The organism is Paenibacillus thalictri, from assembly GCF_004307995.1.
GTDB classification, from domain to species: Bacteria; Bacillota; Bacilli; order Paenibacillales; family NBRC-103111; genus Paenibacillus_AF; species Paenibacillus_AF thalictri.
In genome coordinates this window covers 1-22555 of the sequence record NZ_SIRE01000042.1, presented here as the reverse complement: position 1 = coordinate 22555, position 22555 = coordinate 1, and the positions used below count along the sequence as shown (strand labels likewise).

The 22555-nt window shown below is 49.5% G+C and carries 27 protein-coding genes, 1 pseudogene and 1 riboswitch; of the genes and pseudogenes, 2 read left to right on the top strand and 26 right to left on the bottom strand.

Annotated elements, in window-relative coordinates:
- Window positions 1-72 precede the first annotated feature (72 nt).
- The 16 genes and pseudogenes from EYB31_RS37335 to EYB31_RS37260 form a co-directional block, all read right to left on the bottom strand.
- Window positions 73-303, bottom strand: a complete 231-nt coding sequence (locus EYB31_RS37335) for an anti-sigma-F factor Fin (RefSeq protein WP_131018654.1) — start codon at window positions 301-303, stop codon at window positions 73-75.
- Between the two features lie 95 nt (window positions 304-398).
- A complete protein-coding gene (pth, locus tag EYB31_RS37330) occupies window positions 399-959 on the bottom strand; it encodes an aminoacyl-tRNA hydrolase (protein ID WP_131018652.1) in 561 nt (186 codons plus the stop codon).
- A gap of 128 nt (window positions 960-1087) precedes the next feature.
- On the bottom strand, window positions 1088-1726 hold the full coding sequence (locus tag EYB31_RS37325; protein ID WP_131018650.1) for a 50S ribosomal protein L25: 639 nt from the start codon (window positions 1724-1726) through the stop codon (window positions 1088-1090).
- Between the two features lie 103 nt (window positions 1727-1829).
- Window positions 1830-3224 (bottom strand): bifunctional UDP-N-acetylglucosamine diphosphorylase/glucosamine-1-phosphate N-acetyltransferase GlmU, encoded by a 1395-nt coding sequence (gene glmU, locus EYB31_RS37320; protein WP_131018648.1) that lies wholly within the window; start codon window positions 3222-3224, stop codon window positions 1830-1832.
- A gap of 124 nt (window positions 3225-3348) precedes the next feature.
- Window positions 3349-3633 (bottom strand): septation regulator SpoVG, encoded by a 285-nt coding sequence (gene spoVG, locus EYB31_RS37315; protein ID WP_127610130.1) that lies wholly within the window; start codon window positions 3631-3633, stop codon window positions 3349-3351.
- 121 nt (window positions 3634-3754) lie between these two features.
- Window positions 3755-4144: a RidA family protein gene (locus EYB31_RS37310; RefSeq protein ID WP_131018647.1), complete on the bottom strand. Its 390-nt coding sequence runs from the start codon at window positions 4142-4144 to the stop codon at window positions 3755-3757.
- 20 nt (window positions 4145-4164) lie between these two features.
- Window positions 4165-4983 (bottom strand): pur operon repressor, encoded by an 819-nt coding sequence (gene purR, locus EYB31_RS37305; protein ID WP_131018710.1) that lies wholly within the window; start codon window positions 4981-4983, stop codon window positions 4165-4167.
- 142 nt (window positions 4984-5125) lie between these two features.
- Window positions 5126-5980 carry a 4-(cytidine 5'-diphospho)-2-C-methyl-D-erythritol kinase gene (ispE, locus tag EYB31_RS37300; protein ID WP_131018646.1) on the bottom strand — a complete coding sequence of 285 codons (855 nt, stop codon included), beginning with the start codon at window positions 5978-5980 and terminating at the stop codon, window positions 5126-5128.
- A 250-nt stretch (window positions 5981-6230) separates the two neighbouring features.
- A pseudogene (locus EYB31_RS37295) lies at window positions 6231-6410 on the bottom strand (small, acid-soluble spore protein, alpha/beta type); the annotation flags it as partial.
- A gap of 138 nt (window positions 6411-6548) precedes the next feature.
- Complete coding sequence (gene veg / locus EYB31_RS37290; RefSeq protein ID WP_131018645.1) at window positions 6549-6824, bottom strand: biofilm formation stimulator Veg; 276 nt, start codon at window positions 6822-6824, stop codon at window positions 6549-6551.
- A 331-nt stretch (window positions 6825-7155) separates the two neighbouring features.
- Complete coding sequence (yabG, locus tag EYB31_RS37285) at window positions 7156-8013, bottom strand: sporulation peptidase YabG (RefSeq protein WP_131018644.1); 858 nt, start codon at window positions 8011-8013, stop codon at window positions 7156-7158.
- 56 nt (window positions 8014-8069) lie between these two features.
- Window positions 8070-8981, bottom strand: coding sequence for a 16S rRNA (adenine(1518)-N(6)/adenine(1519)-N(6))-dimethyltransferase RsmA (rsmA, locus tag EYB31_RS37280; RefSeq protein WP_131018643.1), 912 nt, complete (start codon window positions 8979-8981; stop codon window positions 8070-8072).
- Window positions 8962-9540, bottom strand: a complete 579-nt coding sequence (gene rnmV / locus EYB31_RS37275) for a ribonuclease M5 (RefSeq protein ID WP_131018642.1) — start codon at window positions 9538-9540, stop codon at window positions 8962-8964. Before rnmV ends, rsmA begins: the two co-directional genes overlap by 20 nt.
- 101 nt (window positions 9541-9641) lie before the next feature.
- Entirely contained in the window at window positions 9642-10748 is a 1107-nt protein-coding gene (locus tag EYB31_RS37270) for a 3D domain-containing protein (RefSeq protein ID WP_131018641.1), read from the bottom strand.
- 289 nt (window positions 10749-11037) lie between these two features.
- A riboswitch (cyclic di-AMP (ydaO/yuaA leader) is annotated at window positions 11038-11203 on the bottom strand.
- A gap of 228 nt (window positions 11204-11431) precedes the next feature.
- A complete protein-coding gene (locus EYB31_RS37265; protein WP_131018640.1) occupies window positions 11432-12199 on the bottom strand; it encodes a TatD family hydrolase in 768 nt (255 codons plus the stop codon).
- A gap of 27 nt (window positions 12200-12226) precedes the next feature.
- Window positions 12227-13516, bottom strand: a complete 1290-nt coding sequence (locus EYB31_RS37260; RefSeq protein ID WP_131018639.1) for an HD domain-containing protein — start codon at window positions 13514-13516, stop codon at window positions 12227-12229.
- A 390-nt stretch (window positions 13517-13906) separates the two neighbouring features.
- Between EYB31_RS37260 and EYB31_RS37255 the strand changes: the two genes are divergently transcribed.
- Window positions 13907-14161 carry an AbrB/MazE/SpoVT family DNA-binding domain-containing protein gene (locus EYB31_RS37255; protein WP_131018638.1) on the top strand — a complete coding sequence of 85 codons (255 nt, stop codon included), beginning with the start codon at window positions 13907-13909 and terminating at the stop codon, window positions 14159-14161.
- A 133-nt stretch (window positions 14162-14294) separates the two neighbouring features.
- On the opposite strand, the gene rsmI is transcribed toward EYB31_RS37255, so the two are convergent.
- The 10 genes from rsmI to EYB31_RS37205 all read right to left on the bottom strand — a co-directional run bounded on the left by rsmI (window position 14295) and on the right by EYB31_RS37205 (window position 21587).
- Complete coding sequence (gene rsmI / locus EYB31_RS37250) at window positions 14295-15164, bottom strand: 16S rRNA (cytidine(1402)-2'-O)-methyltransferase (protein ID WP_131018637.1); 870 nt, start codon at window positions 15162-15164, stop codon at window positions 14295-14297.
- A 59-nt stretch (window positions 15165-15223) separates the two neighbouring features.
- A complete protein-coding gene (locus tag EYB31_RS37245) occupies window positions 15224-15976 on the bottom strand; it encodes a tRNA1(Val) (adenine(37)-N6)-methyltransferase (protein WP_131018636.1) in 753 nt (250 codons plus the stop codon).
- 77 nt (window positions 15977-16053) lie between these two features.
- Entirely contained in the window at window positions 16054-16395 is a 342-nt protein-coding gene (yabA, locus tag EYB31_RS37240; protein ID WP_131018635.1) for a DNA replication initiation control protein YabA, read from the bottom strand.
- Between the two features lie 34 nt (window positions 16396-16429).
- Window positions 16430-17230 carry a PSP1 domain-containing protein gene (locus EYB31_RS37235; protein ID WP_131018634.1) on the bottom strand — a complete coding sequence of 267 codons (801 nt, stop codon included), beginning with the start codon at window positions 17228-17230 and terminating at the stop codon, window positions 16430-16432.
- 2 nt (window positions 17231-17232) lie between these two features.
- Window positions 17233-18210 carry a DNA polymerase III subunit delta' gene (gene holB, locus EYB31_RS37230; protein WP_131018633.1) on the bottom strand — a complete coding sequence of 326 codons (978 nt, stop codon included), beginning with the start codon at window positions 18208-18210 and terminating at the stop codon, window positions 17233-17235.
- A gap of 14 nt (window positions 18211-18224) precedes the next feature.
- Window positions 18225-18671 (bottom strand): YaaR family protein, encoded by a 447-nt coding sequence (locus EYB31_RS37225; RefSeq protein ID WP_131018632.1) that lies wholly within the window; start codon window positions 18669-18671, stop codon window positions 18225-18227.
- Window positions 18672-18707: 36 nt separating this feature from the next.
- Window positions 18708-19037, bottom strand: a complete 330-nt coding sequence (locus tag EYB31_RS37220) for a cyclic-di-AMP receptor (protein ID WP_131018631.1) — start codon at window positions 19035-19037, stop codon at window positions 18708-18710.
- A gap of 35 nt (window positions 19038-19072) precedes the next feature.
- On the bottom strand, window positions 19073-19717 hold the full coding sequence (tmk, locus tag EYB31_RS37215) for a dTMP kinase (RefSeq protein WP_131018630.1): 645 nt from the start codon (window positions 19715-19717) through the stop codon (window positions 19073-19075).
- A 44-nt stretch (window positions 19718-19761) separates the two neighbouring features.
- Complete coding sequence (locus EYB31_RS37210) at window positions 19762-21237, bottom strand: aminotransferase class I/II-fold pyridoxal phosphate-dependent enzyme (RefSeq protein WP_131018629.1); 1476 nt, start codon at window positions 21235-21237, stop codon at window positions 19762-19764.
- Between the two features lie 122 nt (window positions 21238-21359).
- A complete protein-coding gene (locus EYB31_RS37205) occupies window positions 21360-21587 on the bottom strand; it encodes a sigma factor G inhibitor Gin (protein WP_131018628.1) in 228 nt (75 codons plus the stop codon).
- Between the two features lie 192 nt (window positions 21588-21779).
- Here EYB31_RS37205 and EYB31_RS37200 point away from each other — a divergent pair, with 192 nt between their 5' ends.
- Window positions 21780-22298: a hypothetical protein gene (locus tag EYB31_RS37200; protein WP_131018627.1), complete on the top strand. Its 519-nt coding sequence runs from the start codon at window positions 21780-21782 to the stop codon at window positions 22296-22298.
- Window positions 22299-22555: the final 257 nt, after the last annotated feature.

Below are 22555 nucleotides of genomic sequence, written 5' to 3'. Positions count from 1 at the left end.
GCGTTGCGTCTACAAAAAGAAGCCTACGGCATGCTCTGCCTAGGCTAAAAACCATCGTTTACGCAAATTGTGTTACTGCAGCGGGCTTGTCACGAGCGATAGCTCGGGATTGGCATCCAATGCTTCTTTGCAATAGTCGCATACAACCTTTACCGTTGTATCCCCATTCGGGTCATACGATATTATATCCTGCCGCTCCTCAGGGGTCAAGAAATGGAATCCGAGCAGCGATTCGTTAACTTGTTTATTGTCCAATCTGCCGATCAACGTCTGACAATGGCGACAAACATAATTCACAGACACGGCCAGCACCTCCCGCATAGTTTTGCTCATACTTTCTTTAGTATGGACAAAACAGGCAAAGTTTAGCCGAAGGCGGCAGATCTGGCACTTGATGTCTAGACGTTAAATTTCGCCATCGTTTTCTCGAACGGCTGCGTCAGCAGATGCTCCATTGCATCAACCGTCTTATCCAGAATATGCGGCATCCGGCTAAATTCTTCCTTCGAGAAACGGGATAATACATAATCTGCGATGTCATAGCCTTGTGGGGGCCTTGAGATGCCTATGCGAATCCGGTTAAACGTCTGCGTTCCCATGTGCTGGATCGTCGATTTGATGCCGTTGTGTCCCCCCGCGCTGCCTTGATAACGGAGCCGAATCTGCCCGAATTCCGTATCCAGATCGTCATAGACGACAATCAAATCCTCCAGCTTCACCTTGTAGAAGTCCATATATGCCCGCATCGACTCTCCGGACAAATTCATATATGTCATCGGCTTAAGCAAAGCCACCTTCTCGCCGCCTACATTGCCTTCGCCAAGCAATCCTTTGCATTTGCTCTGGCTGATTTTGATGCCATGCTTTTCCGCAAAGCGATCCAGCGCCATAAACCCTATATTATGCCGGGTCGTTTCATATTGTGTCCCGGGATTGCCGAGACCGACAAACCATTTCAAGCTGTCCCCATCCTTCCTGCACACTTGTCATCCCATTATATCAGCTTTTCCGCCGCTGCGGAAAGTTTACTGCACCTTGCCCGTTAAAAAAAGCTGCGCCCGCAAGGACACAGCTTCTATACATCGTCTTATACCTCCGCCGTTTCCGCAGCAGCCTGCGCCTCGTCAGCGTGCTTGTCATGGGCCTCCGCTGCCGCTTCTTCAACAGCCGGCTCTTCCTTCTGCGGCAGCAAAATCGTCACAAGCAGCTCGCCGGGGTCTGATTTCAGCTCGACTCCCGCCGGCAGCTGCAAGTCGCTGGCGTGGATATTTTCCCCGATCCCCAGCTTGCTCACATCTACCTGCAGGGCGTTCGGAATTTGCTGCGGCAGACAGCGGATCTCCACTTCATGCTTCTGAATTTGCAGGATACCGCCTTCGCGGACACCTGCCGAATCTCCGTCAAATTCCAGAAGAACCGTCGCCCGCACCGGCTCATCCATATTGATCTGGTGAAAATCGATGTGCAGCAGCTCGCCGCTCAGCTTGTCCCGCTGCATTTCGCTAATCATCACCGGCTGTTTGCCAAGCTCGGGTACGTCCAGCTCAATCAGCGCATGCCGGTTCCCTCGCAAAAGCGCGTGCAGCGCCTTTTGCTCGATCATGATCGGAGCGCCGCCCACTTTTTCACCGTAGACCACGCCGGGTATTTTGCCATTTTGACGCAATTGCCGAATATCGCTTTTTGTTTTGGTTTGCCGGCTTTCCGCCTTTAACGTTGTCGCCATATGTTGTCGAACCTCCTATGAACTGGGACTGAAGCTATTGCTCCCCTTACTGTACCCAATTTTCGGAGGTTCAAACCAACCCGGCGGACCGTTTTCGAAGACCTTACTGCTTAGACTGCTTTTTCGCTAAAAATTTAGCTTTAATTTTCGCCGCATAACCCGGCTTGTTGGTTTGACGTTCACGTGCGATCGCCAAGTCGTCCGCAGCCACATTGTGCGTGATCGTTGAGCCTGCAACGACATAAGCGCCTTTGCCGATCTTCACCGGAGCGATCAGGTTGACGTTGCTGCCGATAAACGCGTCGTCTTCCACTTCCGTCAGCTGCTTGTTAAAGCCGTCATAGTTTACTGTAATCGCGCCGCAGCCAAAATTAACATTGCTGCCGATCTTGGCATCTCCCACGTAAGAAAGGTGCGATACCTTCACATCGTTGCCCAGCGTCGCGTTTTTGATTTCGACAAAATCGCCAATCTTGACGTTTTCCCCGAGATTCGCGCCCGGCCGCAAATAAGCGAAAGGACCAACGGATGTGCCACTGCCCACTACAGCTTCCTGCAATACCGATTGTTTGATCGTCACGCCGTTGTCAATCGTGCTGTCCGTAATTTCCGTGTGCGGACCGATGACGCAGTCTTCCCCGATAGAGGTAGAGCCTTTGAGCGAGACGCCGGGATAAATGACGGTGTCGGATCCGATTTTAACGTCCGGTTCGATATAGGTGTTGGCCGGGTCGATCAACGTGACGCCATCCAGCATATGCTGCCGGTTAATCCGTCTGCGCATATACGTCTCCGCCTCAGCCAATGCAAGCCGGTCGTTTACGCCCACCGTTTCCGTAGCATCCGGGGTGATATACCCTTCGACAACTTCATTCTCCGATACCAAAATACCGATGACATCGGTTAAATAATATTCTTTTTGCGCGTTGTTGTTTGTTACTTTGGAGAGTGCCTCAAACAACTTGCGGTTGGATACGCAGTATAAGCCGGAATTGATTTCTTTAATTTCACGCTGCTCCGGCGAACAGTCCTTCTCTTCGACAATCCGGGTGACGCGCCCCTGCTCATCGCGAATAATCCGGCCCAATCCCCTCGGGTCGTCCATGATTGCGGTCATGACCGTCAGCGCCGCGCCCTTCTCCTGATGGAAGTTCATCATATCCTTCAGCGATGCGCTGGTAATGAGCGGCGTATCCCCGTACAAAATCACCGTGATCCCGTCTTCTTGCCCCATGACCGGTTCCGCCTGCATAACCGCATGTCCTGTGCCGAGCTGCTGCTCCTGCAGTACGTATTCCACCCGGTCGCCCAAATAACTTTTGACCATCTCGGCGCCATGTCCGACAACTACAACCGTTTTATACGTATCAAGCTGTTCCAGACAATGTACAACGTGACCTACCATCGGCTTGCCGCATACCGTATGCAGCACCTTATACAGCTTCGATTTCATTCGTTTGCCCTGCCCAGCGGCAAGTACGATGCCCATTATATTCAATCCATCCAGCTCCTGACCGTAAAAAAATAAGCATGAGTCCCTTTCATGCGCTTTCCCCAAATATAGCGCAATTGCGTTCAAAAGAAAAGAGAGCCTTTCGGCTCTCTTAACAGCGTAAGCGCTCTTACGCTCCTTCTTCAATAACTTCTTCCTCTGTGGCGGCGCGATCATACTCAGCCAGGACCGCTGCCTGGATTTTTTCGCGAGTAGATGAGGATATCGGATGAGCAATATCCCGAAATTCCCCATCCGGAGTGCGTTTGCTGGGCATAGCCACAAACATACCGTTATTGCCGTCAATAACCCGAATGTCGTGTACGACAAACTCGTTATCAATGGTTATGGATGCAATGGCTTTCATTCTTCCCTCGGAGTTTACCCGACGGAGTCTTACGTCGGTAATTTGCACTTCTTGTTCACCACCTTTTTCCATTCAGAAGACTTGGTGTATAATTCCACATTTTTAACCAGATTCCTTCTTTTTTATGAAGAATTTTCAAAAAATTTATAACTTTTTACCTAACTCAGAATTATTCGACAGATCTCGCTGCGATCAGCTCAATTTCGACAAGAACATCCTTCGGAAGGCGCGCTACTTCGACAGTGGATCTGGCCGGTTTATGGCTGCCAAAATAAGAAGCGTAGATTTCATTGACCGCTGCAAATTGATTCATATCCTTGATAAATACCGTGGCTTTGACGACTTGCTCCAAAGAAGAGCCCGCTTGCGACAAAACCGCTTTCAAATTTTGAAACACCTGGTGCGTCTGTTCCTCAATGCCCCCGGATACTACTTGTCCGTCCAATCCGAGCGGAATTTGCCCCGATGTATACACCATATCCCCAAACACCATAGCTTGAGAATAAGGCCCGATCGCAGCAGGCGCTTGATTTGTTGTGATTGTCGTTAATTGGGTCATATATGTACACTCCTTAACTGTTAATTGAAATAGTTCCCAGGTACAACCGTGACCTGGCGGGTCTTCGCATCTACGCCGGATAACTTGGCCAGCGAAATGTAATCCTCTACCAAATGCTCCTCAACTTCACCCGATTCCACAAATACGCCAACCCCTTTGACCGTCGCCTTGAACTCCGCAAGCAGATCAATCATCCCGTGGATGGTCCCCCCAACGCGCATAAAATCGTCGACAATCAGCACCTTCGACTCTTCCTTAAGCGCCCGGCGCGCAAGCGACATGGTCTGGATCCGTTTATTCGATCCCGACACATAATTGATGCTGACCACAGAACCTTCCGTTACTTTATTGTCGCGGCGGACGATCACCACCGGCAAATTCAAATAAGACGCTGTCGCGTACGCAATCGGAATGCCTTTCGTTTCCACTGTGATGACGCAATCGATATCTTTGCCTGCAAAGGCAGAAGCAAACGTTTTGCCGACTTCATTGAGAACAAGCGGCTGCCCGATAATGTCGGACATGTACAAATAACCGCCCGGCAGCACCCTTTCCGGCTGCTCCAGCTGGCGGCATATTCCATCGACGAAACGCAGCGACGCTTCCTTCGGCACACGGGGAATAAACTTCACTCCCCCTGCAGCTCCTGCCAAGGTTTGCAGGTCGCCGAGACCTTCGGCCTCGAATACCTCTTTTATGATCGCCAAATCTTCGCTGATTGAAGATTTAGCCGAATTATAACGATCCGCAAATGTGGTTAAAGGGATAAGCGTATGGGGGCGAATGAGCAAGTACTGTGTCATTTCAACCAATCTGGCACTCCGTTTTAACTTTTTCATCATCTGCCCCCTTGTTTTTCTCCAGAAAAACCGAATATTATAAAGCAAATATATCACTTTTATCCGTATTTTTTCAAGTTATTGCATGAAAATTATTCTAACAATGGCCTTACGCACACCTAACAATTAACAATTCCAGTTCTCAGGTCAACAGCCGTACTGCGTACACTTCTTTGCAGAAACCTCTGAGTCCGTTGTAAATCCGGGCCACCTTGGATTCTTTGGACACAAGGCCGAATACGGTCGGGCCGCTTCCCGACATTAATGCCCCATCCGCTCCCAGCTTGACCATCACTTCTTTCAGCTGCTTTACTTCTGGATGCAGCCTCATCGTGACATCCTCCAGCACATTGCCCAAATGACTGCACAGGTGATCGAAATTTTTCTCGCGAATCGCCTGCACCACCTGCGACGTATTCGGATGTTTCTCAATCTCCTTCACGCTCACCTTGCCGTAAATCTCGGAGGTGGAGACATTGATTGGGGGCTTGGCCAACACTACCCAGCACTGGGGCGGAGAATCGATCATCTCCAGCTTTTCTCCCCGTCCCCGGGCAATTGCCGTGCCTCCGGTGACACAGAACGGCACGTCCGAGCCCAGTTCCTGTCCGAGCAGCTTTAGCTCGTCGTTTGATATGCCGAGCTGCCACAGCTTGTTCAGCCCCCGCAGCGTCGCAGCCGCGTCGGTACTGCCTCCGGCGAGCCCTGCGGCAACGGGTATCCGTTTATCCAAGTGTATGTATACCCCGCGTTTTACGTCATACCGGTCTTTAATGAGCCGGGCGGCTTGGAATGCTAAATTTTTCTCGTCGAGCGGTATATAGCCCGCCTGGCTTGATATAATGATCGTATCGCGGGGAAGCTCTTGCATCTCAATCCGATCGGCCAGATCCACCATGGTCATGACCATCTCTACTTCATGGTATCCATCTTCTCTCTTGCGCAACACGTCGAGCGATAAATTGATTTTGGCCGACGCTTTTTCAAACACTTTCATGTATGCGGCACCTTCTTTCGGGCAAAACTTGCTTTCTTTAATATACCAAATGCCATAAACAAAAACATCTTTTGCCGCATACGAAAAAAGCTAAAGCGCCGGGCTTTAGCTCTCTGCGTTCAACAAATATTCAAAACCTGCCGGCCGGAGGTTGCCCATAGGAAGTTTGCGGCTGGGCCGACCATTGGTGGGTTTGCTGTTGTCCCATCGATTGCGGAGCCGCCTGCTGCTGATAGGAGGCCGGCTGCGTCTGCTGCTGGGCGGCCGCCTGCTCGGCGATCTGTATGGCCCGTTTAATCATGTTGCCCGCATCTTTGGTACGGATGCCGCCCCAGCCTTCCTTCTGTACCGTATCGTAGAAACCAAGATCCTTGGCCAGCTCGTATTTAAAGCTCTCCGACATAACTCCTCTTCTATTTCTGCGTCCCATCCATATTCCCTCCCGCAATGAAATGATGTTGCCGTTTATCCGTTCGGAAGTAGTATGTGAAAATGTGATTTATTCCATACCGAGCCTTATGGGCGGACAGCAAAAAGCGGCAATCCTTAAGGATCACCGCCCAATATGCTAATGTTGAATATACGTGATGCGCACTTGCTCTTCATCGCTGACGACGGTCACTTGAACCGAGTCCGTCAAAATATCAGCGTAGCTGTAAGAAACGCGCTTAAATGCATGCTGTTCTTGATCCAGCTTCACTATAAAAACGGAAGGGTAGGTTTCCTCCAATACACCGGATCGTTCGATCGTCTTTCGGCGACCGCCATTTGCTCTTAACATGATCTTTTGTCCGACATGAGGTTCCAAACTACGTTTGATTTCCAATAGCGCATTTTTTGCCATTGTCCACTACCACCTCTTTCCTTGTAAATTATACTCCAATAAAGGTAGTATGTCAAACAAAGCCAAATATTATATCAGCATGACAATCAGTATGTCAATGGACTTTTTCCTTACTGCTGCGGCAGTTTCAGGGGTTTCACCCATTTTTCATTCACACAAATTTCACATTTCCAAGTTTACACAAAAAAAACACCCCTCTGTCAAGCTGCGAATACCTTCTCAGGCAATCACAACCACACAAAAGAGGTGTCTTTCGAAGGCGAATGGTTCTGCCGCCTTCCCATCTTCATCAAGCCGTCTAAAGCCGGTTTACGCGGGTTTGCCGCATTGTTCATTGCGGAGCGCTGTAAAGTACCTTCGGCAAACCCATCCGGTGGCTCCCTTTTGATTCAATGCCGCCCACACCTTCCACGCCGCTGCTCGTCAAATTGATTACATCAGCGACATTCACGGTATCCTTAATGGACGTGTAGGCTACTTTGGCCGCTACGCAGAGCGGATCCAGCGCATGGATCAGCACTCTGGCCGGCGAGCTGGCAAAATTGGCGCCGGCCTGCAGCAGCGCTTCAAAATGCGATTGGCACGCCCCCGCAATAATCGTTAAAGCATCCCGATTTTTCTCGTACTGCCGGGCCACCTTCACCGCGTTGACGAAGTTGTGTGAGTTTTTGTAGCTGCTCAGGCTGCCTATATCGTCACGCCGGTGTTTCAGAATCCCGTCGTGACCGGTAATGACCACAATATCCGGATTCACCTGAGGAAGCAGCCTGTATAACGCCTCGTCCATGTGCGCCTCGGGCACGTAATAACCTTCTGCCGGGACGCGCAGCTCCTCGTATAAGTGCATGCATTTCCGCAAATAGCCGGGATCTCCGTCCAAATGCAGCACTTTGCCGGGAAGCTCAAAAAAGACGCCTACTTTTTTTTTCGGTTCGGGGGGCGGAGACGGTTCAAAACCCGCTATGTTGTTCCTCAGCCGTTTCATCGCCTGATCCGTCTCCGGATGGTTGGAAATATGATAAGGAATTTGGCTTTCCGCCGACGCCGTCTCCAAATCGGCAACCGGCGAATCGGCGAGCAGCCTGAAATCAACGCCTCGGAGCACCGCATGAACGGACCTGATTTCCTGGATTTTAAACAACACATCCCCGCCGTAAGACTTTCGATAGACAAGGTCTCCTTGCTTCATGGCAAATCGCCTCCTCGTCTATCCTATGCGCGTATGGGCGTTTGGTGAGGGGCCATCTACGAAATTGAGGTGCGCCCTTGATACTCCAGCAGCGCCCCGCTGAGCCTTGCATATTCCTCAAGGCTGAGCGTTTCGCCGCGGCGCGACGGTTCGATGCCGCATTGCTCCAGCAGCGGCCCCAGCTCGGCTTTGGTTTCTTTCGTGAAGAAACGGCTGCTCAGGTTGTTATAGATCGTCTTGCGCCGCTGGGCGAACGACGCCTGCACGACTTCGAAGAAAAATGCTTCATCCGCCACCTCTACGGGAGGTTGGGTTCTAACCTTAAGTCTAATCACCGCGGAGTCCACATTTGGCTGCGGGATAAACACCGTACGAGGAACAATCGTCACCAGTTCCGGTTCACAGTAATATTGGACCGCGATGCTCAGGCTGCCGTATTCTTTGCCGCCCGGTTTCGCGGCCATGCGCTCGGCCACTTCTTTCTGAATCATCACCACGATATACTCCAGCGGCAGCTTCCGTTCAAGCAGTCCCATAATAATCGGCGTGGTCACATAATACGGCAGATTGGCCACAACGCTGACCCGCTCCATGCCTCCGAAATGTTCGGCGAACAATCCGGGCAAATCGACTTCCAGCACGTCGCCGTGAACAACCGATACATTCGGATATGGCGCTAACGTCTCACCCAAAATGGGGATCAGCCGCTGGTCGATCTCCACCGCCACCACTTTCCCTGCCTGGACGGCCAGATGCTGCGTCAGAGCCCCGATGCCGGGGCCGATTTCCAGCGCTCCCTTCTGAACGTCCAAATGAGCGGCCGACACGATTTTATGTAAAATGTTCTGGTCGACTAAAAAGTTCTGTCCCAGACTTTTCTTGAGTACGATACCATACTTGCGGATCAGCTCCTGCGTCCTCTTCGGCGTGGCGATCCATTCATCTGCACTAAGGTTGAGATTGCTCATCGTGATTCCCTTCTCTCTCCGTCTGTTTCTCTATTTGCTCTGCCGCAAGCTCAAACTCTTCCCGGGAGATTTGAAACATTCTGCAGCGGTTATAGAACTGTTTGCCGTTACAATAGCCGATACCGAGCAATTTGCCCATAGCAAGCCTCCGTGCGGCCGCCTGCGGGTGAACGATCAACCCGGCCTCAATCAGGTCCTCCCAGCCAATCTCGGACGTCTCGGCCTTATAATCGGTCCGCACATGGGCCAGCGCTTCGCGTATCGCTTCCGGGGAAGCATTCTCGACGCCGATGTCCTCGCCCTTCTGAGCCAGCTCCCGGGCCAGGAAAGCATGCTTGCAGCCCGGCACCTTTGACGATATGATCTTGCGAATGCGCTCCCCTGCATGATCGGGATCGGTGAATACAATAACCCCTCGCCGTTCCTGAGCCAGCTTGATGCGCCGGATAATTTGCGCGTTGATCGCCGAACCGCCGGTCTCGATCGTCTCCGCTTCCAATGCGCGTTTAATCGCGGAGGTATCGTCTTTCCCCTCGACTACAATAATTTCCTTGATCATGTTCTTTCTCTTCCTCCCGCAAAGCGAAAAAGAAGAGGCTGTCGCCTCTTCCTTACTTTCCCTGATCTATATAAAAGCATTATTTCCCCAAACGATGTCCATTAATCGACCGTCGGCTTCTTCGGCCCGATAATGTAGACGGTATAACCGCGTTTCAAGCCAAACCTGCTGGCATAATCGCGACTATCGAAATATATGTCAATGATATTGCCTTTTACGGCACTCCCGATATCTTCCGCTCTGCGGAATCCGATTCCTTCAATGTAAACCCACCAGCCAAGCGGAACCACCTTAGGGTCAACCGCTATGGTGCGTCCTTCCGTGACGCCTGTTCCTGTATACGTCTTACCGCCGGTCCCTGCCGTATATGCGGTCAATGTCATGTTCTTAACGATTTGCTTATAGCCGAATTTAACGCCATTCTTCGTAACTTCATCCATATTGGGGGAAGTGGTGGACAGTGCAATAACCGGATTTTTCGTGCCGACAGCTACAATTTTATCTACCCGCTCGGTTTCCGTTTTCTCCTCAATGACGCTTTCGGAAACAAGCTTGCCGTCTTCAAATATCTTTTCTTTCGTCTTCAGCAATACGCCTTCCTGCCCGTCTTGCACAACCTGCTCTTTGCCTTTAAGCAGCTGGGCGTCATTGCGTTTAACAACCTCAAACGGTATCGTTTCCGTTAACTGCTCCGTTTCTTTCTTGACGCGAATTACCTGTAAAGGCGTGGTTTCGTCCAATGCGCTTTCGAGCGAAGGCACTGTCTTGTCCAATTCGCCTAAACTGACGTTAAGATCCTTCAGAGCTTCGGCTACCGTTTTACCGGTCGTGTATTTCGTCTCCGTTGTACCGTCCGCCGTCAGCTGCACCGGCTTCGTATGGTTAATGACAATACGGTCGCCGTTCTTCAGCTTCGGACCAATCGGAGCCGCGATGCGGTCATGCTCATTCACAGAAATACTTCGCTCATCCAACAAACGGTCCAATTCCCACTGTCTGGTCTGGACAACGGATTCTTGACCGTTCACTACCAAGGTAATCTGCTTGATTGCAGTACCGTAAAGCAACAACAAGAACATGAAAGTCATAGCCAGTGATGACGTTATGATAAGTATGATTTTTGCTAAGTTTTCATGCTTCCATCGCAATGCGAAGGACATGCTGGATGATCGTCTTACATGGGTTTCCTGGTCTTGGATTAAGCCCACTTGTTCGGTCCTCCTCGAAAGCCCCGCCGTCGTGTGTTACGCATGATATAATCTGACGCGACTATGGTTAATTTATAAAAATGGGTAAAAAGTAACTAACTTCCTTAAAGCCCAAATGATATGCTTAAGGTACCCTCAGCTCACCCCCGTGGTTTCGTCAAATTCTTACAACTGCGCCGAATAGTTTCAGAGCACAGCTGCGAACCTAAGAAAATAGAAAAAGCCACGGAGAAGAGGTCTCTTCCCGTGACTTTGAAAATGCGGACATGTTCAAATGGACACGACAATGGTTACCTCTCTCTTCACGCTTACGAGGTTAGCTGACGGATTCGGACGTGAGAGTCGCCCTACCCGGTTTTGCTCGAAAGCAATTCCAGGATTCACCCCAATGTTGAATCGGCAGACAGCCGATCGGTTCCCCCGTTTTCCAGTCGGAAACTCAGCGTTTGGAAAATGGTAGTGCATATTTAGGTTTTGTTAATTCGTAGTTTACGACGGATCTTTCAAACTGTAAAGTATACAAACTTCTTATATTTTCATGAATTACGGGTAAAATCCGGCATATTATTGGATTACGAGCAGGTTTTGCCACCTTTTTCTCAGCATATCCATCGAAAACATCAAAAATCCTCCAGTTTTCTCACCGTCGAGTAAAAAAGGCTGTCCTCTACCCCCCTATTTGGCTATCTTATCCCGAATAATTTGATGGCGTTTGCCGTGGTAATGGAAGCCAATTCTTCCAAGTCTAACCCTTTTATTTCTGCCGCAGCTTCAGCAACCAGACGCACATAACCTGTCTCGTTTCGCTTTCCGCGGTAAGGATGAGGCGTCAAATACGGAGCGTCGGTTTCAACCAGCAGCCTGTCCATCGGAACTTGAGCAAGCACTTCTTTTGGCTGCTTGGCGTTTTTGTAAGTAATCGGGCCGCCAAACGAAATATAAAAATTCATATCCAGGCATTGTTTGGCTGTCTCCCAGCTGCCCGAGAAACAGTGCATGACACCGCCTACTTCCGAAGCCTTCTCTTCCTTCAACACGCGAATAATGTCCTGGTGGGCATCTCGGTTGTGGATGACGATCGGCTTCCCGACCTTGCGGGCCAGCCGGACTTGCTCGCGAAAGACGCGGTCCTGCACATCTTTCGGTGACGTATCCCAATAATAATCCAGCCCGATTTCTCCGATGGCGACTACCTTGGGGTGGCTGCATAACGATTCGATCCATTCCAGATCACCGTCCTGCATATCGACGGCATCCGTCGGGTGCCATCCGACAGTGGAATAAATGAAATCGTAACGTTCGGCAAGTTCGATCGATGACGGGATCGTTTCCCGGTTAAAACCGACATTGATGATTCGACTAATTCCGTTTTCGATTGCACGTTGTATGACTTCATGTCGATCTTCATCGAATTGATGCGCATTGAGGTGTGTGTGGGTATCGGTCAGCATAAGTTCTCCTTCGTTCGGCGAGAAAATTTAGTTGTTCCGGCCGGATTGTTTCAGGATATCAGGCGGGATTGGCGCTCCGCTGTCCCGGACAAGCTCAGCGGGAAAATACAGATGGTAGCTGCCCATCTGGATGCCGCTGATGGAACGGACAATTTCCGATTTCCTGGAAATTTCGGTCAACTGGTGATTCTGGTCCAGCAGTAATATTGGAAGCTTCTCATCATGTTCCCCCGGTCGGTACACATCATACGACAGGTCGGAAGGGAAATCAATTTCCAGATAGTATGCCGGATCGACACCAATCGATTGCATATGCTGGCGCAAAAGCTCGATTCCCTGCGTTTGAGCGCTGTCTAACGTAACATACTGAAATAAATCGCGGTCGAGAAATCTGCGGCACAAATCGGCTAATATGCCATCGTCTTCGAGCGTCCATTGACGCATGACGGTTTGCATCAGCGCTTCATCCAGCAATAGGTAGTCCTGAAGGCGCAATTGATTTTCGAATAGATTAAACAGCGGCTGCATCATGAATCGAAACCCGTACCCGTCCTCATGCAGCTTTTTTGCTCTTGCAAAAATTTTGTTCAAAATAATTTCAGCGCTGCGCGTTACCGGATGGAAGTAGACCTGCCAGTACATCTGATAACGGGACATCAAATAATCTTCGACTGCATGCATGCCGCTTTCTTTAACGACAATATGCCCCCGATACGGGCGCAGCACACGTAAAATCCGTTCCAAATCGAATGTGCCGTAATTCACACCCGTATAATAAGCATCCCGAAGCAAATAATCCATCCGGTCCGCGTCAAGCTGGCTTGATACGAGACTGACGACGATTTCTCTGCCGTACGTCTTGGCGATTACACCGGCGACATGATTGGGGAAATCAGGGGAGACACGGCGCAGCACCCGGTTAATTTCCGTATCGCCAAGCACGATTCTGCACGACCACTCTTCATGGTTCATCTCAAACGTTCGCTCGATCGAATGGGAGAAAGGTCCATGTCCAACATCATGGAGCAGCGCCGCGCAAAGACTAAGCAATTTTTCTTCACGCGGCCAGTCCTCATATTGATTTCGTTCAAACTGGGAAATGATTTTGCGCGTTACCTCATATACACCCAGCGAATGAGAAAAACGGCTGTGCTCCGCGCCATGAAACGTTAGAAAACACGTACCTAATTGGCGTATACGGCGAAGACGTTGGAACTCCTTCGTATTGATCAAGTCCCAAATAATTTGATCCTGAACATAAATATATTTATGCACCGGATCTTTAAACACCTTTTCTTCTTTGAGCAGACTCAAGATATATCACCTCGGTTTTCGCTATATTGGAATACGCTAAAACGTATTAAAAACAAAATAAGATTTAATTCGACATAAACAAACAGAACTCGAAGCGTATTTTGTCGAATGATATGTATTTAATCTTCCAACCCAAAAGTGTCCAAATTTTTCTGAGAGAGATCGCGGATTTTACGGATAATCCCTTGAGTTCCCTTATACAACAAGGAAAGACAGACTTTAATCATGTCAATTTTCCGAAAATCTAAAAACTATTTTCTACGATTCTTTCAATTTTTCGGAAAAGTAGGTTGACACTTTTGGGAATGGTTGGTATCATTAGAAGCGAGAAATATGTCGAAAGATGGCGATTTTATTTCATCAATTCTATCATTTGAGAGGGGAATTATATATATGATGAAATCTACTGGTATCGTGAGAAAAGTTGATGAATTGGGCCGTGTCGTTATTCCGATCGAGCTGCGCCGCACGCTGGGAATCGGAGAAAAAGACGCATTGGAAATTTACGTTGACGGCGAACGTATTATGTTGAAAAAATACGAGCCTGCTTGCATCTTCTGTGGGAACGCGGAAAATGTCACTTACTTCAAGGGAAAAATTGTCTGCCACGAATGTTTAACCGAAATGCCAATACCTGTGACAAAATAAAAAAAATAGGTTATAATAGTCTTAGCACCACAACTACGGTAATTCTAACCTTTTTCATATCTCCTCAAATCCCTGGTCCTTGGCTTTCGCCACAGAATCAGGGATTCTTTTTCTTTTCCGAACTTCTTCTTAATTATTGGTGAATCAAATTATAAAGATCTCGTTTGGGCATTCCCCGATCGGCCGCCGCCAGCTTGATCGCCTCTTTGCGAGTTACGTCTGCCGTCTCATAATGAGCGACATGTTCTTCCGGCGTCAAGGTTGCCCACCAGCTCTCATCGTCCCGAGATGGCGCTGTGGATGCGCCTGCAACAATGATGCAGTACTCTCCCTGCGGCGCATGCTCCTGCAAATGGTCAAGGCATTGCTGTATGGTGCCGCGTACCGCCTCCTCGTACCGCTTCGTCAGCTCACGGACAAGACATACCTGCCGATCCGCCCCGAACACCTCTGCCATATATCCCAGCGTCTTCTGAACGCGGTGAGGAGATTCATAAAACATGAGCGTACCTGCGGCTTGGCCCAAAGGCTCCAGCTCTTTATGTATGCTTTTCCGGTCTCTCGGCAGAAAACCGACAAACGTAAACCGGTCCGTCGCCATACCGGAAATAATAAGCGAGGACAGCGCCGCGTTGGCCCCGGGAATGGGAATAACATCGATATGGCGCTCGATGGCCATGCAGACCAGATCGTAGCCCGGATCGGAGATGGCCGGTGTCCCCGCATCGCTGACTAATGCGATGGAATCGCCGGATAACAGCAGGCGGATCAGCTCCGGCCCGCTGCTCGCTTTGTTATGCTCGTGATAGCTGACCATCCGGGTAGAAATATCAAAGTGGGTGAGCAGCTTTCTAGTTTGCCTGGTGTCTTCCGCAGCGATCCAGTTCACTTCCTTTAACGTGCGCACGGCGCGAAAAGTCATGTCTTCCAGATTGCCGATCGGCGTGGCCACAAGGTACAGCTTGCCAGACGTTTCATCTCGATAGCTCTTTTGTACAAACAAACGGAATCCTCCTTTCTTCTTTCGGCTCTCCTTAATAGCCCTCTGACCCCGTGTTCAGATCAGAGGCTGGATTTGCCTCCATAATAGACATCCATCAATTCCTGACTATATTCAATCCCTTTAGTATATACGATCAATGGGGGCAGCATCCTGACCTCCGGTTTGCCGTCGCGCAGCGCTTCAATTAATACCATGTTGGCCTCTTCATCTTGGCGAGGATGCACAAACCTTACCCTTTTGGGCTCCAGCCGATATTGCCGCATGAGGGTCATGATGTCCACTAGTCTGGAAGGCCGATGCACCATAGCAACCTTTCCCCCGCTTTTCACAAGCCTGCTGCTGATTCGGATGACGTCCTCCAAGGTGCAATAAATTTCATGCCGCGCGGCCGCAAAATGCTCGTTTGTGTTTTGCTCTCCGTTAGGTACCGGCAAGTACGGGGGATTAACCGTCAAGGCGTCAAACGCGCCGTGTCCGAACAAATCGAGAGCAATTTTGATATCGCCGTGTACAATCTGTACTCGATCCTCAAGGCCGTTTAATTGGACGTTTCGCCTCGCCATATCGGCAAGCCGCTCCTGGATCTCGATCGCCGTGATGGATGCTTTTGTCCGGGTTGTCAGAAGCAGCGGGATCACCCCGTTGCCGGTACACAAATCGATCATTTTGCCGCGGACAGGGACGGAACAAAAGCGGGCGAGCAGCACGGCGTCCAATGAGAAGCTGAATACTTCGTCGCTTTGAATGATCTTCAAATTGTGTGTGAGCAAGTCGTCGAGCCGCTCTGAGTTATGTAAATGTACAGATGACATACGAATTCCCTTTCATTTCTTGTTTCTCGTTTTTCCTCAAAAAAACCGCAGGGCAAATGCCACCACGGTCTTTTGCATTATTTATGAAAAAATGACAAGCAAAACAAGCAATCTCCCTCGGTTCGCAAATGGCCGTAGTATACGTTGCAAATATGGAAGCCTTCGTGGTATAACCGTGCCAGGTTGTCGTAACCTTCCCCTGTGGCCGATACGGGCGTCGGTTCCACAGAGTGGCCATCCTGCGGCGGCGGGGCGTCATTTTTAAGCAGCTTTCTCAGCTGTTGATTTTCAATCGATAGCCGTTTATTTTCTTCCAGCAGCTCTACTACTTTCGACCTCAGCTCGCCTAATTCGGCAAGCATGGTGCCGACTTGCTCTTCCATAGTCTGAATTTGCACAACGACATCCCGCTTATCCACTCTGTCACCTGCCTCGTTTGCCGCGCCCGGCTTCTTACTGCTCTACCACATCGTCAAAAGGCAAATCCATCACCTTGCTGAGATCAAAGAGCTGTACTTTGGCCGTTCGCTCACTCATATTTAATGCTACTACTCTTCCGTTGCCGTATGAGGTAATCACTTCACGACCCACACGCGGAACGTCATCCTTAGCGCTTTCGTAATTATCGTGCTCGTATTTCAAACAGCACATCAACCGGCCGCAAAGTCCGGATATTTTCGTTGGATTTAATGAAAGATTCTGGTCCTTCGCCATCTTGATCGACACCGGCTCGAAATCGCCCAAAAACGAAGAGCAGCATAATATCCGCCCGCATGGACCAATCCCGCCAAGCATTTTGGCTTCATCGCGCACGCCGATTTGACGCAATTCAATGCGTGTGCGGAAGATGCTTGCCAAATCCTTGACCAGTTCCCGGAAGTCGACGCGTCCTTCAGCGGTAAAATAAAAAATGATCTTATTCCGATCAAATGTATATTCAACGTCCACCAGCTTCATTTTTAACTGATGGTCCTTAATTTTGTTCTGGCATGTGGCGAAAGCTTCTTTCGCCGCAGATTTATTGTCTTCCACAAGCTTGGCGTCAAGATGATCGGCAATACGGATAACCTTTTTTAGAGGGAGCACCACATCGTCATCTTGCACATTCTTTTTGCCGATGACCACCTTGCCGTATTCTATGCCTCTTGCCGTCTCTACAATGACAGAGTTGTCTCTTTCTACAGGCAGATCGCTAGGATCAAAGTAATACACTTTGCCTGCCTTCTTAAATCGGACACCAACGACGGAATACAACCTTACACCCCCCTTAGCTGCAAAAGCATATTTTCGAGCACCAGCTGCGGATTGGCATGATAACGCAGCCGCTTTTGAAGCTCTACCGCCCGGTCCATACCGGAGACCCAATGCGATAATTCTTTCGATAGGGCTTGTCCGCTCATCCAATCGAGCTGATCTATATAGACGAGATTATTTTTATTTCCCAGATGAATCTGAACCATGTCCTTAAGCCACAATATAAGCAAATCAAGCAGCAGCGGCAGCTGCTCCGAAAGCTCCGATTTGCCCAGCTTTTGCTGTACGGTCAACATCGCCGTAGGCAGACGGGTTAGACTATCCTTTGCTAATTGTACACCTAAGCTCCGGATTTCTGCAAACCCATTTCCTTGTATTAGCTCCCGCGCCGCATCCACTCCGGCCGTCAAATGAACGGCGCAATGAACAAGCGCAGGGGAATGTCCTTCCTCCAGCAGCAGCTCCGTCATTTCCTTGCGGCTCATCGGGGTAAAGGAAATCCACTGCGACCGCGATTGAATGGTGGGCAGCAGCGCATGTCCGTTCTCCGTAATGAGTATAGCGACAACGCTAAAAGCAGGCTCTTCCAAAAATTTAAGCAAGCTGTTTGCAGCTTGCACGGTCATTTTATCTGCTTCGTCCACAATATAGATCTTTGTTCCCGACACGGTGGAACGGTAGGCGAATTCTTTTTGCAATCCGCGGATCTGGTCAATCTTAATGGAAGACCCGTCGGGTTCGATAAAAAGCAAATCCGGATGGTTGCGATGCAGCACTTTCCGGCAATCCAAACAGACGCCGCAAGCGTCGTCAGGCAGCACTTTGCAATAGATCGCCTGAGCTAGCGCAAGCGCCATCGCTTTGCGGCCGGTGCCTGCTGGACCGCTGAATATATAAGCGTGGGATACGCTATTGTTCAGCAAACTGTTTTGCAATATGCGTTTCACACGGTTTTGGCCGCGGATGGATTGAAATGACATGATGTACGCTCCGTTTAAAATGCGTAATTAATCAGCATGCCGCGAATTTCGCCGATTTTATACAATATATCGATTCTCCCCTGCTCGCTCTCCAACATGTCGTCAGCCAGACCTAGCAGTTCTTTATCGATTTCGTCCAAAATTTTGTATCTCTTGCCGCGTCCTCGGCGGTCCCAGCCCCGCGTTTCCTTCAGATGAACGCCGCGGCGTACGGTTTCCTCCAGAAACTGCTTAACGAGCATTTTATATTGACGCAATTCGCGAACGGTCATCGATTTACTAAGCCGATCCGCTTGCGTTTGAATTTGCTGCAGCATCTTTTGCAGCTGCTCCTGAGACGCTTTTTCATCGTGATGCTGCATCATATCGGAAAACGTCTTAGGCTGCAGCTGCGGAGAAGAGTTGTTTTCAGCCATCTTGACTTCTTTGCCAAAAGGGCGCCAACCCGGATTGATCTTCACTTCGGTCCACTCTCCTCCGGTTTCATGAGCAACATGTTAAAAGTGTTCAAATCGTTCTACAGGTACGACAAATACTGCCGCTCCGCCAACCTGCACTTCGACAGGGAACGGAATGTAAGAGTCGGTCGTTCCTCCCATAGGGGAAACCGGCGTGACCATCTGCTCCCTGATTTTGCAGTTTGCTTTAATGATTTGCATGACCTCGCCGACACGCTCATCCTCCACACCGATCATAAACGTCGTGTTGCCTGCTCTTAGAAACCCACCCGTACTGGCTAACTTCGTTGCGCGGAATCCTTCTTTAATCAAGGAATTGGATAATCGATTGCTGTCTTTGTCCTGTACAATGGCAATCACTAATTTCATGGTTTTACGCCTCCTTCATTATACCTGTTTTCGGATTAAAAATGATTCAGCAAACGGTTACAATCACTCCAAATGTCCCCGGCAATTTCTTCCTCGCCTCTGCTTGCATTCACCCAACAAACGCGTTCGCGGTTTTGTTCGGAAATTCGGACAAATCCTTCTCTTACCTTACGGTGATAGTCAGCCGGTTTCTGCTCGATGCGATCCAACTCGCTGCCCGTCACTGTACTTTGTCTATGGCTTAATCTTGCAAGACTTACTTCAATGGGCACATCCAGCAAGTACGTACGGTTCGGCTGAAGACCCGAGCTCGCATAATGATTGACTGAACGAACGAATTGTTCGTCAATCCCTAGTCCATAAGCTTGATAAGCCATACTGGCATCGATAAAGCGGTCGCACAATACGATTTTGCCTTGAGCCAAAGACGGGATAATCAATTCATGCACATGCTGGGCTCGCGATGCCGCATAAAGCAGCACTTCGGCCTGGTCCGTCATTTTCTTGTTATCCGGGGACAATAAGACCTCGCGGATTTGGTCGCTGATCGATGTGCCGCCGGGTTCTCTGGTGACGATCACATCTCGTCCCGTCTCCTGAAGCTTGGCGGCAAGCCGTTTCAGCTGCGTCGTTTTACCGGCGCCGTCCGGTCCCTCGAATGTTATGAATAGTCCTTTCACTGGATCCTCCTGCATTCCTTCTATGTTGATTGTGCGTTTTATAGCTAACATTGTGCAAATACCGCGATTGTACAGCGTTCATCCGGGGCATTCCCGTGAAATTTAGCTCCTGCTCGCGTAAGCGAACCCAAATATTCAGCTGTTTCGGGAGTAATTTGTTCTCCCGGATACAAGATCGGAATGCCTGGCGGATACGGAATTATCAGCTCTGCCGCGAAGCGCTGCACGGCTTCATCTATCGGCACTCGAACGGTCGGACCGGATCGTCTGGCCGCTGAGTGACTAAAGGAAACAGGGGCGGAAATCGACATTTGCGGGGTTAATTTATATATATTCGTTGTCTTTGGCATAAGTTCCTTCTTATCCAATCTCAATTCGGCATTAATCTCGCAAAAAACTTGAAACAGCTTCTCCGCATCCCGTTTATGTGAACCTAATCCAAACACCAGCAGCACATGCCTGGGGTCCGCCATTTCGCAGAAACAGTCCCGTGCCTCCAAGCGCTCTTGCAGCTTGTAACCATTTAATGTGCCGGTAAGATCCTCGATCGCCACTTTAAATGGATCCTTCGTATGTACAGCAGCGGAAAACATTCCTTCGCCAATGGCCCGAAAACTTGGCAGTTTGCTCATTTGCCCGGTAAACCAGCGGATATGCTGCAATGCCTGATCAATGATTTGCTCCCCCTGGGTCGCCATCTGCCTCCTGGCCAGATCCAGGCTCGCCATCAGCGGATAAGACGGACTGGAGCTTTGCAGCATCGATAAATAACGGCGCAGTCCCGTCCTGTCGATTCGAGGACCCTGAACGTGAAGCATCGCGCTCATCGTCATCGAGGTCAGCATTTTATGAGTCGATTGGACGACAACGTCCGCCCCTTCAGACAATGCCGATGGCGGCACACCGGGATGAAATCCGTAATGGGCGCCATGCGCTTCGTCAACCAGCAGCGGTTTCCCATATTGATGGGCCAGCTCGGCCAACTCGCTCACACGCACTCCCATTCCGTAATAGTTGGGGTTGGTAATGAGCAGCCCTTTGGCTTCCGGATAAGCTCTTAACGCCCGTTCCGCATCCCCGGCGGACACGCCGGTTGCCAGGCCCGTTAGTTCGTCCATCTGCGGCGTTATAAAAACAGCTCTGGCTTCGGCCAACATCAGCGCATGAATGACCGATTTATGCACATTCCGCTGCACAAGCACAAGATCCCCCTTGCCGCACAAAGACATCAGCATGGCGAGATTGCCTACGGTGCTTCCATTCACCAGAAAAAAAGTCATCTCCGCCCCAAAACACTGCGCCGCTAACTTCTGGGCTTCATCTATCGCTTCCTCGGGCTGATGCAAATCATCCAGACCGGTTATTTCCGTTAAATCGATTGCCATGACCGATGCATAATGATCCTCTGCCCGTTCATCCAAACCTTGTCCCGATTTATGGCCGGGAACATGGAAACTTAACGGCCGCCGGCGGGAATGCTCCGCTAACTTTTCATATAAAGGGGCTCTGTTTTCATCCATTTCCTATCTCCTTAATGCACTGATCCTTTCATTGTAGCTTATTTCAAAGCGATCTACCAACACCGCTGCCGCTTTCTTGATATGCAAAAAGGGCTTCTTCTTCAATGAAGAAAGCCCTATGATTACAAATCTATATGTTTCTCGTTTATATTCCCTTTATATAATATGCGCTTCAATTGATGAATGAAAAAAGGATACTTGGCATCTTTCACGTCGGTTCGAACGATTTCCGCCTCGCACCCGTCGCAAATGAATTCATCTATAATCATAATCCCGTCGTTGCGCGTTTCACCGCAGATGATGCAAGTACAAGTGCAATTGTCCTTCTGAATGTTCTCCGTTTCGTCCATGCCTTACCCTCCTGACCCTTTTTCTATCAAGTATGCCCATACTCTATGTTTTTTAAACGAATCCTCTTTTATTATAGCGCTATATTTTATGCGCCGCTTCTGCTTCTGTTACGCAAAAAGGCTTATATTTTTGCTGTCTTTTTCCGATAAAATGATAGTCACCCACTACAAGAGCTCATTCTGGAGGCTGCTGTGAGAGAACAACAAGTAAACAAAGACGCTACCATCTATAATTATAGGCTGCTCAAAAGACTCCGTTATCCGATGATGTATACATATGTCTATATAGGCTTGTTAGGTGCATTGTATGCCGCAGATTTGTTTCGTATGGATCCTGTCCGGCTGCCTGCCTGTTTTGCCTTCGTTGCCGCTAGTCATTACGGGGTGATCCGGCTGCTGTTTATCATGAAAGAAGAACGCGCTCCGCAGGCCTGGTCGCTTCACCTGCGCTTGCCGTGGGTCTGTCTCATACCCGACAACTATTATTCGTTAAATAAGCTGGCCAAACTCCATCAACAGCTATTTTGGGTGCCGATGATCCTTCTCACCTGCTTGTATCCTTGGGTTTCTTCTTTAACAATGCTGTACTTGCTAGTTTCCCATCTTTGGCTGGCTTTGCCTCGTATACTTGTCTTTTATTTATTTCGCAAGCATATCCAATCCGCCCTAATTAAAATATCGGCGCAAGACACCTCATGTTACGCTCAATAACGGGAGGTGTCTTGTTTTGTATCCCGCCCGTCATCCTTATGTGCACGCCAAAAAGCAGCCGTTATGCAGCGGCTGCTTTTATTTAATCGCATTACTCCCTGAAAACTGGATGCGAAACAACTTCAGCATATGCTTCTTGTCCTTTGGGCCCCGAGAAAGTATTCGGAATAAGCTGCAACGCTTATCTTCACTTTCTTGGGATGTTTTGGTTAAGCCCTCGACCGATTAGTATTCGTCAGCTGCACACGTTGCCGCGC

Coding starts and splice junctions, on each gene's coding strand:
- EYB31_RS37325 (WP_131018650.1), bottom strand. CDS start 1,726: ATGGCGACAACGTTAAAGGCGGAAAGCCGGCAAACCAAAACAAAAAGC.
- EYB31_RS37310 (WP_131018647.1), bottom strand. CDS start 4,144: ATGACCCAATTAACGACAATCACAACAAATCAAGCGCCTGCTGCGATC.
- purR (WP_131018710.1), bottom strand. CDS start 4,983: ATGAAAAAGTTAAAACGGAGTGCCAGATTGGTTGAAATGACACAGTAC.
- ispE (WP_131018646.1), bottom strand. CDS start 5,980: ATGAAAGTGTTTGAAAAAGCGTCGGCCAAAATCAATTTATCGCTCGAC.
- veg (WP_131018645.1), bottom strand. CDS start 6,824: ATGGCAAAAAATGCGCTATTGGAAATCAAACGTAGTTTGGAACCTCAT.
- yabG (WP_131018644.1), bottom strand. CDS start 8,013: ATGAAGCAAGGAGACCTTGTCTATCGAAAGTCTTACGGCGGGGATGTG.
- rsmA (WP_131018643.1), bottom strand. CDS start 8,981: ATGAGCAATCTCAACCTTAGTGCAGATGAATGGATCGCCACGCCGAAG.
- rnmV (WP_131018642.1), bottom strand. CDS start 9,540: ATGATCAAGGAAATTATTGTAGTCGAGGGGAAAGACGATACCTCCGCG.
- EYB31_RS37265 (WP_131018640.1), bottom strand. CDS start 12,199: ATGCTGACCGATACCCACACACACCTCAATGCGCATCAATTCGATGAA.
- EYB31_RS37255 (WP_131018638.1), top strand. CDS start 13,907: ATGATGAAATCTACTGGTATCGTGAGAAAAGTTGATGAATTGGGCCGT.
- EYB31_RS37245 (WP_131018636.1), bottom strand. CDS start 15,976: ATGTCATCTGTACATTTACATAACTCAGAGCGGCTCGACGACTTGCTC.
- holB (WP_131018633.1), bottom strand. CDS start 18,210: ATGTCATTTCAATCCATCCGCGGCCAAAACCGTGTGAAACGCATATTG.
- EYB31_RS37220 (WP_131018631.1), bottom strand. CDS start 19,037: ATGAAATTAGTGATTGCCATTGTACAGGACAAAGACAGCAATCGATTA.
- EYB31_RS37210 (WP_131018629.1), bottom strand. CDS start 21,237: ATGGATGAAAACAGAGCCCCTTTATATGAAAAGTTAGCGGAGCATTCC.
- EYB31_RS37205 (WP_131018628.1), bottom strand. CDS start 21,587: ATGGACGAAACGGAGAACATTCAGAAGGACAATTGCACTTGTACTTGC.